Origin of the sequence: Leifsonia sp. 71-9, from assembly GCF_001898805.1 — a bacterium.
Lineage (GTDB): Bacteria > Actinomycetota > Actinomycetes > Actinomycetales > Microbacteriaceae > Leifsonia.
This window is the reverse complement of sequence record NZ_MKVJ01000014.1, coordinates 42410-56791: the sequence shown is the minus strand read 5'-3', so window position 1 is coordinate 56791 and position 14382 is coordinate 42410. Positions and strand designations below refer to the sequence as shown.

The 14382-nt window shown below is 73.0% G+C and carries 16 protein-coding genes and 1 pseudogene; all 17 read left to right on the top strand.

Annotated elements, in window-relative coordinates; all coding sequences use genetic code 11:
- The first annotated feature begins 8 nt into the window (after positions 1-8).
- On the top strand, positions 9-1202 hold the full coding sequence (gene metK / locus BGO91_RS07495) for a methionine adenosyltransferase (RefSeq protein ID WP_290472166.1): 1194 nt from the start codon (positions 9-11) through the stop codon (positions 1200-1202).
- Positions 1203-1204: 2 nt separating this feature from the next.
- Positions 1205-3196 (top strand): primosomal protein N', encoded by a 1992-nt coding sequence (locus BGO91_RS07490; RefSeq protein WP_290472165.1) that lies wholly within the window; start codon positions 1205-1207, stop codon positions 3194-3196.
- A 61-nt stretch (positions 3197-3257) separates the two neighbouring features.
- On the top strand, positions 3258-4169 hold the full coding sequence (gene fmt / locus BGO91_RS07485) for a methionyl-tRNA formyltransferase (protein ID WP_290472164.1): 912 nt from the start codon (positions 3258-3260) through the stop codon (positions 4167-4169).
- A 15-nt stretch (positions 4170-4184) separates the two neighbouring features.
- Positions 4185-4319 carry a hypothetical protein gene (locus BGO91_RS07480; RefSeq protein WP_290472163.1) on the top strand — a complete coding sequence of 45 codons (135 nt, stop codon included), beginning with the start codon at positions 4185-4187 and terminating at the stop codon, positions 4317-4319.
- An 8-nt stretch (positions 4320-4327) separates the two neighbouring features.
- Complete coding sequence (locus BGO91_RS07475) at positions 4328-5635, top strand: transcription antitermination factor NusB (protein ID WP_349864748.1); 1308 nt, start codon at positions 4328-4330, stop codon at positions 5633-5635.
- Between the two features lie 99 nt (positions 5636-5734).
- Complete coding sequence (rpe, locus tag BGO91_RS07470; protein ID WP_290472161.1) at positions 5735-6391, top strand: ribulose-phosphate 3-epimerase; 657 nt, start codon at positions 5735-5737, stop codon at positions 6389-6391.
- A 41-nt stretch (positions 6392-6432) separates the two neighbouring features.
- Positions 6433-6696: a phosphoribosyl-ATP diphosphatase gene (locus BGO91_RS07465; protein WP_039921834.1), complete on the top strand. Its 264-nt coding sequence runs from the start codon at positions 6433-6435 to the stop codon at positions 6694-6696.
- A 63-nt stretch (positions 6697-6759) separates the two neighbouring features.
- A complete protein-coding gene (gene hisG, locus BGO91_RS07460) occupies positions 6760-7599 on the top strand; it encodes an ATP phosphoribosyltransferase (RefSeq protein WP_179702025.1) in 840 nt (279 codons plus the stop codon).
- A complete protein-coding gene (hisF, locus tag BGO91_RS07455; protein WP_179702026.1) occupies positions 7599-8363 on the top strand; it encodes an imidazole glycerol phosphate synthase subunit HisF in 765 nt (254 codons plus the stop codon). Before hisG ends, hisF begins: the two co-directional genes overlap by 1 nt.
- Positions 8360-8749 (top strand): phosphoribosyl-AMP cyclohydrolase, encoded by a 390-nt coding sequence (gene hisI, locus BGO91_RS07450; protein WP_290472160.1) that lies wholly within the window; start codon positions 8360-8362, stop codon positions 8747-8749. Before hisF ends, hisI begins: the two co-directional genes overlap by 4 nt.
- A complete protein-coding gene (locus tag BGO91_RS07445) occupies positions 8749-10302 on the top strand; it encodes an anthranilate synthase component I (protein WP_290472438.1) in 1554 nt (517 codons plus the stop codon). The genes hisI and BGO91_RS07445 overlap by 1 nt, the downstream gene beginning before the upstream one ends.
- Positions 10303-10307: 5 nt before the next feature.
- The gene (locus tag BGO91_RS07440; protein WP_290472159.1) at positions 10308-11051 is read left to right on the top strand and encodes a Trp biosynthesis-associated membrane protein; all 744 of its coding nucleotides are present in this window, start codon (positions 10308-10310) and stop codon (positions 11049-11051) included.
- 68 nt (positions 11052-11119) lie between these two features.
- Positions 11120-11350, top strand: coding sequence for a DUF6704 family protein (locus BGO91_RS07435; protein ID WP_290472158.1), 231 nt, complete (start codon positions 11120-11122; stop codon positions 11348-11350).
- 3 nt (positions 11351-11353) lie between these two features.
- Complete coding sequence (trpC, locus tag BGO91_RS07430; RefSeq protein WP_290472157.1) at positions 11354-12124, top strand: indole-3-glycerol phosphate synthase TrpC; 771 nt, start codon at positions 11354-11356, stop codon at positions 12122-12124.
- Complete coding sequence (trpB, locus tag BGO91_RS07425; protein WP_290472156.1) at positions 12124-13335, top strand: tryptophan synthase subunit beta; 1212 nt, start codon at positions 12124-12126, stop codon at positions 13333-13335. The genes trpC and trpB overlap by 1 nt, the downstream gene beginning before the upstream one ends.
- On the top strand, positions 13332-14114 hold the full coding sequence (trpA, locus tag BGO91_RS07420) for a tryptophan synthase subunit alpha (RefSeq protein ID WP_290472155.1): 783 nt from the start codon (positions 13332-13334) through the stop codon (positions 14112-14114). The genes trpB and trpA overlap by 4 nt, the downstream gene beginning before the upstream one ends.
- A gap of 87 nt (positions 14115-14201) precedes the next feature.
- Positions 14202-14382: pseudogene (locus BGO91_RS07415) on the top strand (prolipoprotein diacylglyceryl transferase); the annotation flags it as partial.

The following is a 14382-nucleotide window of genomic DNA, read 5'->3' as shown; positions in this document are numbered from 1 at the left end:
GGAGAACAATGGCAGATCTGCGCCTTTTCACGTCCGAGTCGGTCACCGAGGGACACCCGGACAAGATCTGCGACCAGATCTCGGACAGCATCCTCGACGCGCTCCTGACGGTCGACCCGCACAGTCGCGTCGCCGTCGAGACCCTCGTCACCACGGGACTCGTCCACGTCGCCGGTGAAGTGTCGACCCGTGGCTACGTCGAGATCCCCGCGCTCGTGCGCGAGAAGCTCGTCGAGATCGGGTACGACTCGTCCGACGTCAGCTTCGACGGGACCCAGTGCGGCGTGTCCGTCTCCATCGGCGCCCAGTCGCCCGACATCGCGCAAGGCGTCGACAACGCGCTCGAGACGCGCTCCGAGCAGAGCGAGGACGACCTCGATCGGCAGGGCGCGGGCGACCAGGGCATCATGTTCGGCTACGCGACGACCGAGACCCCGCAGTACATGCCCCTCCCGATCTGGCTCGCGCACCGCCTGTCGGAGCGTCTGGCCGCCGTCCGCAAGGACGGGACGCTGGACTACCTCCGCCCGGACGGCAAGACGCAGGTGACGGTCGGCTACGAGGGCATCGTCCCGAAGTCGGTCCAGACCGTCGTGCTCTCGACCCAGCACGCGCCGTCGGTGACGAACGAGCGCCTCCAGGCCGAGGTGATCGAGGAGGTCATCGCGCCGGTGCTGCACGACGCCGGGCTCGAGACCTCGCACATCCGCACGCTCATCAACCCCACCGGACGGTTCGAGATCGGCGGCCCCAAGGGCGACGCCGGCCTCACGGGCCGCAAGATCATCGTCGACACCTACGGCGGCGCGAGCCGGCACGGCGGCGGCGCGTTCTCCGGCAAGGACCCGTCGAAGGTGGACCGCTCCGCCGCGTACGCGATGCGCTGGGTCGCCAAGAACGCCGTGGCGGCCGGTCTCGCCGACCGACTGGAACTGCAGGTCGCGTACGCGATCGGCAAGGCCGCGCCGGTCGGGCTGTACGTCGAGACCTTCGGCACCGGCGCGGTGCCCGACGAGCGGATCATCGCCGCCATCCGCGACGTCTTCGACCTGCGCCCGGCCGCGATCATCCGCGACCTCGACCTGCTGCGGCCGATCTACGCCCGCACCGCCACGTACGGCCACTTCGGCCGGGAGCTCCCGGAGTTCACCTGGGAGCGGCTCGACCGCGTCGACGACCTGCGGTCGGCCGCGGGGCTGTAACGGTGGCGGCGGCCGGCCGGGTCGCCCGCGTCGTCCTCGACTCGCCGCTCCCGCAGCTGGATCACTTCTTCGACTACGCCGTCCCCGAGGAGCTCGCCGCCGAGGCGGTGCCCGGGGTGCGCGTGCGCGTCCCGCTGCGGACGGCGGGCCGGATCGCCGACGGCTACCTCGTCGAGCTCGCCGATCCCGGCGAGGGCTACGACGGCTCGCTGAGCCCGATCGACGCCGTCGTGTCGCCCGTGCCCGTTCTGACGCCCGGGGTGTGGACGCTCGCCCGCAAGCTCGCCGATCGGAGCGCGGGGACGGCGAGCGACATCCTGCGCCTCGCCGTGCCGTCGCGGATGGTGCGCGCCGAGAAGGCCTGGCTCGCGCTGCCGGAGGAGGAGCGGTCGCCCTCGCCGACCCCACCGGCGTTCGGGGTCAGAGGGTACGGCGACGGGACGCTCGAAGCGGCCGTCGCGCGCAACGAGCGGATGGCGGTGCAGGCCATTCCCCGTCTCAGCCCGCTCCCGGACGGCACGTGGGTGGGCGAGTGGGCCATCACCCTGGCCGCACTCGCGGCCTCCTGCTGGGCGGGCGGCCGCACGGCGATCGTGGCCGTGCCCGACCACCGCGACCTCGATCAGCTCGCCGTCGCCCTCGCGGCCGTCGCCCCGGCGGAGGCCGTCGTGCGGGCCGACGCGTCCCAGGCGAACGCCGACCGCTATCGGGCCTTCCTCGCGGCCCTGAGCGGTCCCCGGATCGTGATCGGCAACCGCTCCGTCGTCTACGCGCCGGCGGAGCGCCTCGGGATGATCGCCGTCTGGGAGGACAGCGACCCGCTGCACGCCGAACCGCTGAGCCCGTACGTGCACACGCGCGACGCCGCCCTGGTGCGCCAGGAGCTCACAGGGTGCGCGCTCGTGATCTCCGGCCTGGTCCGCAGCGCCGAGGCGCAGCGCCTGGTGGAGCTCGGCTGGCTCCGCGACGTCGGTCCCGAGCGCATCGTCACGCCGAAGGTCGTTCTCACCGCCAACCAGCAGGCCACCGAGGACGCGGCGCGCGCCGCCCGCATCCCGTCGATCGCCTGGCGTGCGGCGCGGGACGCGCTGAGCGGCGACAGCGGCCGGCCGAAGGGGCCGGTGCTCGTGCAGGTGGCGCGGCCCGGCTACGTCCCCCAGCTGGCGTGCGTGAGCTGCGGCCAGGCCGCGCGCTGCAACCGGTGCGAGGGACCGCTGGGCCAGACGCGTTCCGGTGCGACGCCGTCGTGCGGCTGGTGCGGAGCGCTCGCGACCGACTGGACGTGCGAGCGGTGCGAGGGCCGGCGGTTCCGGATGGTCAGCCTCGGCTCCGGGCGCACGGCCGAGGAGCTGGGCCGTGCCTTTCCCGGCACGCGGGTGATCCTGGCAGACGGCGACCACCCCGTGCAGCGCGTCGGCTCGGCTCCCGCGCTCGTCGTCGCGACCCGGGGCGCCGAGCCCATCGCCGAGGGCGGGTTCCAGGCCGTGCTGCTCCTCGACGGGGAGCGGATGCTCGCGCGGGAGACCCTCCATGTCGCGGAGGACTGCCTGCGCTGGTGGGCGAGCGCGGCCACGCTCGCCGCGCCCGGAGCGCCCACGATCCTGGTCGGGGTGTCGGGGCCGCTCGCCCGCGCCTTCGCGACCGGACGGATGGTGGACTTCGCGCGGGCCGAGCTCACCGACCGTCGTGAGCTGCGCTTCCCGCCCGCGGTCCGGCTCGCCTCCGTCACCGGTACGGAGGAGGCCGTCCAGGGTGTGATCGGCGCGGTCGACCCGGGCCTCCTGATCGACGTGCTCGGACCGGCGCCCGTCGACGACCGGCTGGTCCGCGGCATCCTGCGCTTCGAGTACGCGCGGGGGGCGGAGGTCGCCGCAGCCGTGCGCGCGGCGGTCGTGCGCAACGCCACCAAACGGCGCAAAGCCCCGGCCGGGCGCGGCGGCTTCCGTCCGGCGCCGGCTCTCCGGGTGCGCTTCGACGACCCCGAGATCCTCTAGCGGCCGCGGGTAGACTCGACCGCGGTCCCACCCGCTCCACACCCTCCGGAAGAACCTTCGCATGCGCCTCGTCTTCGCCGGCACACCCGCCGTCGCCCTCCCGTCCCTCCACGCCCTCGCCGAACGGCACGACATCCTCTCCGTGATCACACGGGAGGACGCCCCGCTCGGCCGCAAGCGCGTCCTGACGCCGTCGCCGGTCGCCACCGCGGCGGCCGACCTCGGCCTCCCCGTCATCAAGGCGAACCGTCTGGGGGAGGAGGTGACGGAGCAGGTGGCCGCACTCGCCCCCGACCTCGGGGTGATCGTCGCGTACGGCGGCCTGGTGCGGGAGCCGCTGCTGTCGCTGCCGCGCCTCGGCTGGATCAACCTCCACTTCTCGCTCCTCCCTCGCTGGCGCGGGGCCGCACCGGTGCAGCACGCGGTCATCGCGGGCGACGCGGAGACGGGTGCCGCGGTCTTCCAGCTCGTCCCGGCACTGGACGCGGGCGACGTCTTCTCGGAGCTCCGCCGCCCGATCGGGGCCGACGAGACCGCGGGAGAGCTGCTCGACGCGCTGGCCGTGTCGGGAGCCGCCCTGCTCGCGGACACGGTCGACGCTCTCGAGGCGGGGACGGCCGTGGCGCAGCCGCAGCGGGGCGAGCCGACGCTCGCCCCGAAGCTCGCCCTCGCCGACGCCCACCTCGACTTCGGGCAGCCGGCGCCGGAGGTCTACGCGCGGCTGCGGGGGGTCACTCCGGAGCCGGGCGCGTTCGCCCTGCTGGACGGCGAGCGGTTCAAGATCGCCGAGGCCCGTCCCGCCCTCGACGCCGCACCCCTCGAGGCCGGCCGCGTGGAACTGCATGACAAGCGCGTGCTGGTCGGCACGGCGACCTCCCCCCTCGAACTCGTCGCCGTGCAGCCCGCGGGCAAGCGCGCCATGGCAGCCGCCGACTGGTGGCGCGGCGCCGGCGGAACGGCGGTGCTCTCATGACCGACCGTCGCCCCCGTGACGACCGTGGCCGTGACGACCGCCAGCGCGGTGACCGCCCGCGTGGCGACCGGCCCCGTGGCGATCGCCCCCGCGACAGCCGTCCGGCCGAGCCGGCGGTGCAGCCCGCTCGCCGGGTCGCCCTCGACGTGATCGCGGCGGTGAGCGATTCCGACGCGTACGCCAACCTCCTGCTCCCCACGCGTCTGGCCCGGGCCCGGCTGTCGCCCGCCGACGCCGCCCTCGCGACCGAGCTGACCTACGGGACCCTGCGCATGCAGGGCTACTACGACCGCGTGATCGCGGATGCCGCCGGTCGTCCCGTCGACCGCATCGACCCGCCGATCCTCGATGTGCTGCGGCTCGGAGCGCACCAGCTGCTCTCGACCCGCATCCCCTCGCACGCGGCGGTCAACGAGTCCGTCGCCCAGGCTCGGCTGGTCGGCAGCCGGTCCGCGACCGGCTTCGCGAACGGCGTCCTGCGCGAGATCGGCCGGCACACGCCCGAGGAGTGGCGCGAGCGCGTCGCCGCAGAGGCCAGGAACGAGGACGACCGGCTCGCCGCGCTCACGTCGCACCCCACCTGGGTGATCCGGGCGTTCCGGCGGTCGCTGGCCGCCGAGGGGCGCGGGGACGAGCTGGAGGCGCTGCTGGAGGCGGACAACGCCGCCCCGCGCGTGAACCTCGTCGCCCTCCCGGGGCTGGCCGAGGCACCGTCCGGCGCGCGTCCCGACCGCTACTCGCCCGTCGGCTTCACCGGCGACGGCGGCGACCCGCTGGGTCTCGTGGAATCGTCGAAGGGGCGCCTCCGCGTGCAGGACGAGGGCTCGCAGCTCGCCGCCCTGGCGCTCACCCGGGCGCGCCCGGTGCGGCCGGGGGAGCGCTGGCTCGACCTCTGCGCCGGCCCGGGAGGCAAGGCCGCCCTGCTCGCGGCCGAGGCCCTCGCCGGCGGCGCCGAGCTGGTCGCGAACGAGCTCGTGCCCGCGCGCGCCGAGCTGGTGCGCAAGGCCCTCGCCGCGGTGCCGCTGGAGGTACCGGTGTGGGAGGAGGACGGCACGACGTTCGGCGACGAGCATCCGGAGGCGTTCGACCGCATCCTGCTCGACGCGCCGTGCACCGGCCTGGGAGCGCTGCGCAGGCGGCCCGAGGCCCGCTGGCGCAAGGAGCCCAAGGACGTCGCCGAGCTGAGCGCGCTGCAGAACCGGCTGATCGACTCGGCGGTCGGCGCGCTGGCGCCCGGCGGGCTCCTCGCGTACGTGACGTGCTCGCCGCACATCGCCGAGACCCGGAGCATCGTCGCCGGCGCGCTGGACCGGCATCCCGAGCTGGAGGCCGTCGGCACCGCCGAGGTCGTGCAGGGACTGGCGGAAGCGCCCCTCGACCTGGCGGGCGATCCGGAGGTCGTGCAGCTCTGGCCGCACCGGCAGCTCACCGACGCCATGTTCATCGCCCTGCTCGCCAAGCGCTGAGCGCCGCGAGAGGTGAGTAGTCGTGGGTGCGTGGCTCTCCGCACCCACGACTGCTCACGTCTCGCGAAAGGGTGTGCGCCCGCTCGATAGGCTGGACGTATGGCCCGCATCAACCCGAGCATCCTCGCCGCCGATTTCGTCAATCTGGAGCGCGACCTCGACCGGATCGCCACGGCGGATCTGGTCCACGTCGACGTCATGGACAACCACTTCGTGCCGAACCTCACGTTCGGCCCGCAGATGGTGGAGCGCATCCAGGCCGTGAGCGCCATCCCGCTCGACGTGCACCTGATGATCGACGACCCCGACCGCTGGGCGCCGGGGTACGCGGAGCTGGGCGCCTACTCGGTCACGTTCCACGCCGAGGCCGCGGCCGATCCGGTCGCGCTGGCCCGACGGCTGCGCGCGATCGGCGCCCGCGCGGGCATCGCCCTCAAGCCGGGCACCGACGCCGCCCCGTATCTGGACCTCCTGCCGGAGTTCGACCAGGTGCTCGTCATGACGGTCGAGCCGGGATTCGGCGGCCAGTCGTTCATGCCGGAGACGATGCCGAAGCTGCGCGCGCTGCGCGAGGCGGTCGAGGCGCGCGGCCTCGATGTCTGGCTGCAGGTCGACGGGGGAGTGACCGCCGAGACCATCGTGACCGCCGCGGAGAACGGTGCGGACACCTTCGTCGCCGGATCCAGCGTGTTCCGCGGCGAGCCGGCCGAGCAGATCGCCGGCCTGCGGGCGGCCGTCGCCGCGCACTCCCACTGACGGCGGCGCACAGGGGTCCCCGCGACCGCTACGCTGTAATGGTGAAAACCTTCGACGACCTCTTCGCCGAGCTCAGCGAGAAGGCCGCGACCCGTCCGGAGGGATCCGGGACGGTGCGCGAGCTGGATGCGGGCGTGCACGCCATCGGAAAAAAGATCGTGGAGGAGGCCGCCGAGGTCTGGATGGCCGCGGAGTACCAGTCCGACGAAGAGACGGCCGAGGAGATCTCCCAGCTGCTCTACCACCTCCAGGTGCTCCTGCTGGCCAAAGGCCTGACGCCGGCCGACGTCTACCGACATCTGTGACGCTGCCCTCGAACGCGCCGTGAGGCGCATCCCGCACCCGTCGCACCAGGAAAGACATCGCACATGCTGAAGATCGCCGTCCCCAACAAGGGTTCCCTCTCCGAGACCGCGGCGCAGATGCTCCACGAGGCGGGCTACGTCGGCCGCCGCGACCCCAAGGAGCTCATCGTCACGGACGCGCGCAACGGGGTGGAGTTCTTCTACCTCCGCCCGCGCGACATCGCCACCTACGTCGGCTCCGGCGCGCTCGACGTCGGCATCACCGGCCGAGACCTCCTGCTCGACTCGGGGTCGCCCGCGAGCGAGATCGCCTCCCTCGACTTCGCCGCCTCCACCTTCCGCTTCGCCGCCCCGGCGAACGGCTTCACCGACCTGGCCGACCTCCAGGGCAAGCGGGTCGCGACGAGCTACCCGGGCCTGGTGGGCGCCTTCCTCGCCGAGCGCGGGGTGGATGCCGCCCTCATCAAGCTCGACGGCGCCGTGGAGTCCGCGGTGCGGCTGGGCGTCGCCGACGCGGTCGCCGACGTGGTCGAGACCGGCTCCACGCTGCGCAAGCAGGGGCTGGAGATCTTCGGCCCGGTCATCCTCGAGTCCGAGGCGGTGCTCATCTCGTCGCCCACGCGCGCCGCGGGCGTCGACACGCTGCTGCGCCGGCTGCAGGGCGTCATGGTCGCGCGCCAGTACGTCCTCGTCGACTACAACCTGCCCGCGGTTCTGCTCGACCGCGCCGTCGCCCTGACCCCGGGCGTCGAGTCCCCGACGGTGTCGCCCCTGGGCGAGCCCGACTGGGTGGCCGTGCGCGTCATGATCAAGCAGGACCAGACCAACCGCGTCATGGACGACCTCTACGAGCTGGGCGCGCGGGCCATCCTGGTCACCTCCATCCACGCGGCGCGGATCTGATGTCCGTCGCGGTCCGCGTCATCCCGTGCCTCGACGTGGCCGCCGGCCGCGTCGTCAAGGGGGTGAATTTCCAGAACCTCCGCGATCAGGGCGACCCGGTCGAGCTGGCGCGCAAGTACTTCGAGCAGGGGGCCGACGAGCTCACCTTCCTCGACGTGACGGCGACGGTCGACGACCGCTCCACCACCTACGACGTCGTGCAGGCGACGGCCGAGCAGGTCTTCATCCCGCTCACCGTCGGCGGCGGCGTGCGCAGCGCGGAGGACGTCGCACGGCTGCTCGGCAGCGGCGCGGACAAGATCGGCGTCAACTCGGCCGCGATCGCGCGCCCCGAGCTGATCGCGGAGATCGCGGACCGGTTCGGCGCGCAGGTGCTGGTGCTCTCGCTCGACGTCAAGCGGTCCGCGGCGACGCCGTCGGGCTTCGTCGTGACGACCCACGGCGGCCGCACCGAGACCGAGCTCGACGCGCTCGACTGGGCGCGACGGGCGATCGAGCTGGGCGCGGGCGAACTGCTGGTCAACTCGATCGACGCCGACGGCACCAAGGAAGGCTTCGACCTGGAGCTCATCCGGGAGATGCGGGCGATCAGCAGCGTGCCCGTCATCGCATCGGGCGGCGCGGGCGCCGTCGCCGATTTCGCGCCCGCGATCGAGGCCGGCGCCGACGCCGTCCTCGCCGCGAGCGTTTTCCACTCCGGCGAGCTGACGATCGGCGACGTCAAGGAGGCCCTGGCACAGGCAGGACGGGAGGTCCGCTCATGAGCGACGACCAGCGCGCGGTGCTCGATCGCATCCGCTTCACCGAGACCGGGCTCGTCCCGGCGATCATCCAGCAGTGGGACACCCGCGAGGTGCTCATGATGGGCTGGATGGACGCCGAGGCGTTCCGGCGCACGATGACGGAGGGGCGGGTGACCTTCTGGTCGCGCTCCCGGCAGGAGTACTGGCGCAAGGGCGACACGTCCGGCCACGTGCAGTTCGTGAAGTCCGCCGCGCTCGACTGCGACGGCGACACCCTCCTGGTGACCGTCGACCAGATCGGCGCCGCCTGCCACACCGGCACCCGCACCTGCTTCGACGCGGACCAGCTCGACCCCGTGGTCGGGGACGGCGCCGCCGACTCCGACGAGATGAGGTCCGACCTGTGATCGCGACGACCGCCGCCTCCACCACCACGCGCGACGACTTCGACGCGCTGGTCGACAGCCACCGCGTCGTGCCCGTCGTGCGCGAGCTGTTCGCCGACGGCGAGACCCCGGTCGGCATCTACCGCAAGCTCGCCGCCGGACGCCCGGGCACGTTCCTCCTGGAGTCGGCCGAGCAGGGCGGGATCTGGTCCCGCTTCTCCTTCGTCGGCGCCGCCTCGTTCGGCGTGCTCACCCAGCAGGGCGACGATGTGCGCTGGCTTGACTACGGCGTGTCCGCCGAGCGCGCTCTCGGCGGGGAGACCGCCCTGCGTCCGCTCGCCGCTCTCGCCGCGCTGCACGAGCGGTGGCAGACGCCGCGCATCCCGGGCCTGCCGCCGCTGACCGGCGGACTGGTCGGCTTCATCGGCTGGGAGGCCATCCGCCAGATCGAGCGGCTGCCCGACCAGCCGCCGGCCGACTACGACATGCCGGGGCAGGCGCTCGCCTTCGCGGCCGACCTCGCCGTGATCGACCACCGCTCCGGCACGGTCAAGCTGATCGCCAACGCCCTCGCCGACGGCGCGGAATCCGCCGACGCCCTGTGGGCCGACGCCCAGGCCCGTCTCGACCGCATGCAGCGCGAGCTGGCGCAGCCGTCGGAGGCGTGGTTGGCGGAGGTCGACCTCGACACCCCGGCCCACCCGGGGTCCCGCACGCGCGAAGAGGACTTCCTGGCGTCGGTGGAGGTCGCCAAGGAGCGCATCGTCGCGGGCGACATCTTCCAGGTCGTCATCTCGCAGCGTTTCGAGCTGGAGTGCACCGCCTCCTCGCTCGACGTCTACCGCGTGCTGCGGGCGCTCAACCCGAGCCCCTACATGTACCTGCTGTCCCTGGAGCGTCCCGACGGCGGCGCCTACCAGATCGTCGGCTCGTCGCCCGAGGCGCTCGTGAAGGTGCAGGAGGGGCGCGCGTTCACCCACCCGATCGCGGGTTCGCGCCCACGCGGCGCGACGCCGGAGGAGGACCTCGACCTGGAGACCTCCCTCCTCGCCGACGACAAGGAGCGCGCCGAGCACCTCATGCTGGTCGACCTCGCCCGCAACGACCTGCTGAAGGTCTGCGCCGCCGGGTCCGTCGAGGTGACGGAGTTCATGCGGATCGAGCGGTTCAGCCACATCATGCACATCGTCTCGTCGGTGGAGGGCGACCTCCTGCCCGACGCCTCTGCGATCGACGTGTTCCGCGCGACGTTCCCCGCGGGGACCCTGTCGGGTGCGCCGAAGCCGATGGCGCTGCGGATCATCGACGAGCTCGAGCCGGCTCAGCGCGGCGTGTACGGGGGAGTGATCGGCTACTTCGACTTCGCAGGCGACGCCGATCTCGCCATCGCCATCCGCACCGCCACCATCATGGACGGCGTCGCGCGGGTGCAGGCGGGAGGCGGACTGGTCGCCGACTCTGTCCCGCGCAGCGAGTTCCAGGAGTCGCAGAACAAGGCCGCCGCGCCGCTGCGCGCGGTCGCCGTGGCGAACGCCATGCGCCGGGTGACCGGCGCCGCTGACGGCGGGCGCTGATCGCGATGACGGCCGAGAACCCGGACGACACGGCGACGGAGCAGAAGGCCTCCCGCCCGGTGAACCGCCGCTCCAAGTACGTCGCGCTGCTCGCCCTCGTGGTCGGCAGCGGACTGACCCTCCTGTCGGCGACGCAGACCTGGTTCAGCGTGCACCTCACGGATGTCGGGAGTCACGTCGGCATCCTGGGTGTGCCCGGCTCGACCGCCGCTCCGGCGCTGACGGCCCTCGCCCTCGCGGGCCTGGCGCTGACCGCGGCGCTGGCGATCGCCGGCCCGATCTTCCGCATCGTGCTCGCGCTGCTGGGCATGCTGCTGGGCGTCTCGGTGCTGATCTCCGCCGGCAGCGCCCTGGCGGATGCGCTGCGCGCCTCCTCCTCGGTCATCACCACGGCGACCGGGGTCGCGGGCGAAGCCTCCATCCGGCGCCTGGTCGACGCGGTCGACGTGCAGTTCTGGCCGTGGCTCGCCGTGGTCGGCGGCGCGCTGATCGTGCTCGCGAACGCGGCCGTCATCGTCTTCTCCCGGCTCTGGCCGGGTTCGTCCCGCAAGTACCAGACGCGGTTCGCCGGGGCGGACGGCCGTGACGCCGCCGCCGCGCTCGGAATCGCCGACACGCCCGAATCGGACGACGAGGAGGCGCGCGCGGTGGCCGAGGGCGAGACCGCCGCGGAGCCCGCGACGCTCGATCGGGACACCGCGATCGACAGCTGGGACGAGCTGAGCCGCGGCGACGATCCCACGCGCTGAGCCACTAGACTTGATCCGTTCCCATTCCCGTGCGTGCCGTCGGCGCGCACCCGACGTGCAGGAGTCCCATGAGCACCGAGTCAGTCGAGCCAGGCCACGGTCATTCGCCGGCGGCGTGGACGGCCGTGATCATCATGCTGGTCGCCTTCGCCATCGGCGCTGTGGCGTTCTTCTTCGATGCGCCGGTCATCGTCTGGGCGGCGGCCGGTCTGGCCATCGTGGGTCTCATCGTCGGCTGGATCATGAAGCGCGCGGGCTACGGAGTCGGCGGCTCCAAGTACACCCCGAAGGGTCACTGACGCGTGCTCGCCGACCTCGTCGCCGGCGCGCTCGAGGATGCTGAACGGCGGCGCGCCGAGCGTCCGCTCGCCGTCGTCGAGGCAGCAGCCCTCGATCGTGCCCCCGCACTCGACGCCCTCTCCGCCCTCGCCCCCGCGGACCGCATCAAGGTCATCGCGGAGGTCAAGCGGGCGAGCCCGTCGCGCGGCGCCCTCGCCGACATCCCGGATCCGGCCGCCCTGGCCGCCGCGTACGAGAGCGGCGGCGCCAGCGCGATCAGCGTCCTGACCGAGGAGCGCCGTTTCCGCGGCTCGCTCGCCGACCTGGAGTCGGTGCGCGCCGCGGTCTCGATCCCCGTGCTCCGCAAGGAGTTCGTCGCCGAGCCGTACCAGATCTTCGAGGCGCGCGCCGCGGGCGCCGACCTCGTGCTCCTCATCGTCGCCGCGCTCGACCAGCAGACCCTGGTCTCGCTGCACGACCTGATCGTCGAGCTGGGCATGACCCCGCTCGTCGAGGCGCACACCGAGGACGAGCTGAGCCGGGCGTTCGACACCGGCGCGAAGCTCGTGGGCGTCAACGCCCGCAACCTCTCCACGTTCGAGCTGGATCGCGATCTGTTCGGCCGCCTGGCCGACCGGTACCCGTCCAGCACCATCCGCGTCGCGGAGTCCGCCGTCCTCTCGGCGGCCGACGTGGCGCACTACCGGGCGGCGGGCGCGGACGTCGTGCTCGTCGGCGAGGCGCTCGTCACGAGCGACCCCGTCGCCACGCTCGGCGAGTTCCTGGGAGTCTGATGTCCCTCCGTTCCGAGACCGGTCCCTACTTCGGCGACTTCGGCGGCCGCTTCGTGCCCGAATCGCTCGTCGCCGCGCTGGACGAGCTGTCCGCGGCGTGGGAGGAGGCCAAGGCCGATCCCGCGTTCCATGCCGAGCTGGACGAGCTGCACCGGTCGTACACCGGGCGCCCGTCGATCATCACCGAGGTGCCCCGGTTCGCCGAGCACGCGGGCGGCGCGCGCGTCATCCTCAAGCGCGAGGACCTCAACCACACCGGGTCGCACAAGATCAACAACGTGCTCGGCCAGGCCATCCTGACCAAGCGCATCGGCAAGAAGCGGGTCATCGCGGAGACCGGCGCCGGCCAGCACGGGGTCGCCACGGCCACCGCGGCCGCGCTGTTCGGCCTCGAGTGCACCGTCTACATGGGCGAGGTCGACACGGAGCGCCAGGCGCTCAACGTCGCCCGCATGCGCCTCCTCGGCGCCGAGGTCATCGCCGTCAAGACCGGCTCGCGCACCCTCAAGGACGCGATCAACGACGCGATGCGCGACTGGGTCACCAACGTGGAGACCACCAACTACATCTTCGGCACGGTCGCCGGGCCGCACCCGTTCCCGGCCATGGTCCGCGACCTCCAGAAGATCATCGGCGAGGAGGCGCGCGAGCAGGTGCTCGCCCTCACCGGCCGTCTGCCCGACGCCGTCGCCGCGTGCGTCGGCGGCGGCTCCAACGCCATCGGCATCTTCCACGCGTTCCTCGACGACGAGGACGTGCGTCTCGTCGGCTTCGAGGCCGGGGGAGAGGGCGCCGAGACGCCCCGCCACGCCGCCACCATCACGAAGGGCCGCCCGGGCGTCCTGCACGGCGCGCGCAGCCTCCTGCTCCAGGACGAGGACGGCCAGACCATCGAGTCGCACTCGATCTCCGCCGGGCTCGACTACCCGGGTGTCGGCCCCGAGCACTCGTGGCTGTCCTCGATCGGCCGCGCCGAGTACCGGCCCGTGTCGGACGCGGACGCGATGGAGGCGCTGCGCCTGCTCAGCCTGACCGAGGGCATCATCCCGGCGATCGAGTCGTCGCACGCCCTCGCGGGCGCGCTGGTGCTCGGGCGCGAGCTCGGCCCCGACGGCATCGTGCTCGTCAACCTCAGCGGCCGCGGCGACAAGGACATGGAGACCGCCGGACGCTACTTCGGCCTGATCGACGAAGGAGCCGTGCAGTCGTGAGCCGGGTCGCCGACACCATCGCCCAGCGCAACCGGGAGGCCGGCGGCGCGCTCATCGGCTACCTGCCCGCCGGGTTCCCCGATCTCGAGACGAGCATCGAGGCCGCCGTGGCCCTCGCCGAGAACGGCGTCGACGTCATCGAGCTCGGCCTGCCGTACTCCGACCCCGTCATGGACGGCACCGTCATCCAGGCCGCGACCCAGCAGGCGCTCGCGGGCGGCTTCCGCCTGCGCGACGGCTTCACCGCGGTGCGCGAGATCACGAAGCGCGCGGACATCCCCGTGCTCGTGATGACCTACTGGAACCCCGTGCTGCAGTACGGCGTCGACCGCTTCGCCGACGACCTCGCGGCCGCGGGCGGTGCGGGACTCATCACGCCCGATCTGATCCCGGACGAGGGCGCCGACTGGCTCGCCGCCTCCGACCGGGCCGGACTGGACCGCGTGTTCCTCGCCGCGCCGACGTCGACCGACGAGCGCCTCCGCCGCACCGTGGAGGCGAGCCGCGGCTTCGTCTACGCCGTCTCGACGATGGGCATCACCGGTGCGCGCTCCGACGTGGACGCCGCCGCCCGCACCCTCATCGGCCGCCTCCGCGAGGCCGGCGCGACGAGTGCATGCGTGGGCGTCGGCATCTCCACCGGCGCCCAGGTGCGCGAGGTGCTCGAGTACGCCGACGGCGCGATCGTCGGCTCCGCCCTGGTCAAGGCCCTCGCCGACGGCGGGGTCGAGGCGGTCGCCCGCACGGCGGCCGAACTGGCGGGTGGCGCGGCGCGGTAGCGCCGTCGTCTTAGACTATGGAGGCTGCGCGGCGATCCGCGGCGGCCTGATCCGAATCGAAAGGTGAGTCTTCGGGTGTTTGCGACGATGAGCAGCTGGTACGCCAGCATCCCGAGCCCGGGGCCCGAATGGCAGAACATCCCGATCGATCTGTTCGGGTGGCACTGGCGCATCCAGACCTACGCGATCATGATCCTCATCGGGATCGTCGTGGCGGTGCTGTGGACCTCGCGCCGGCTGAGCAAGCGCGGCGGCGAGCCGGGCGTGG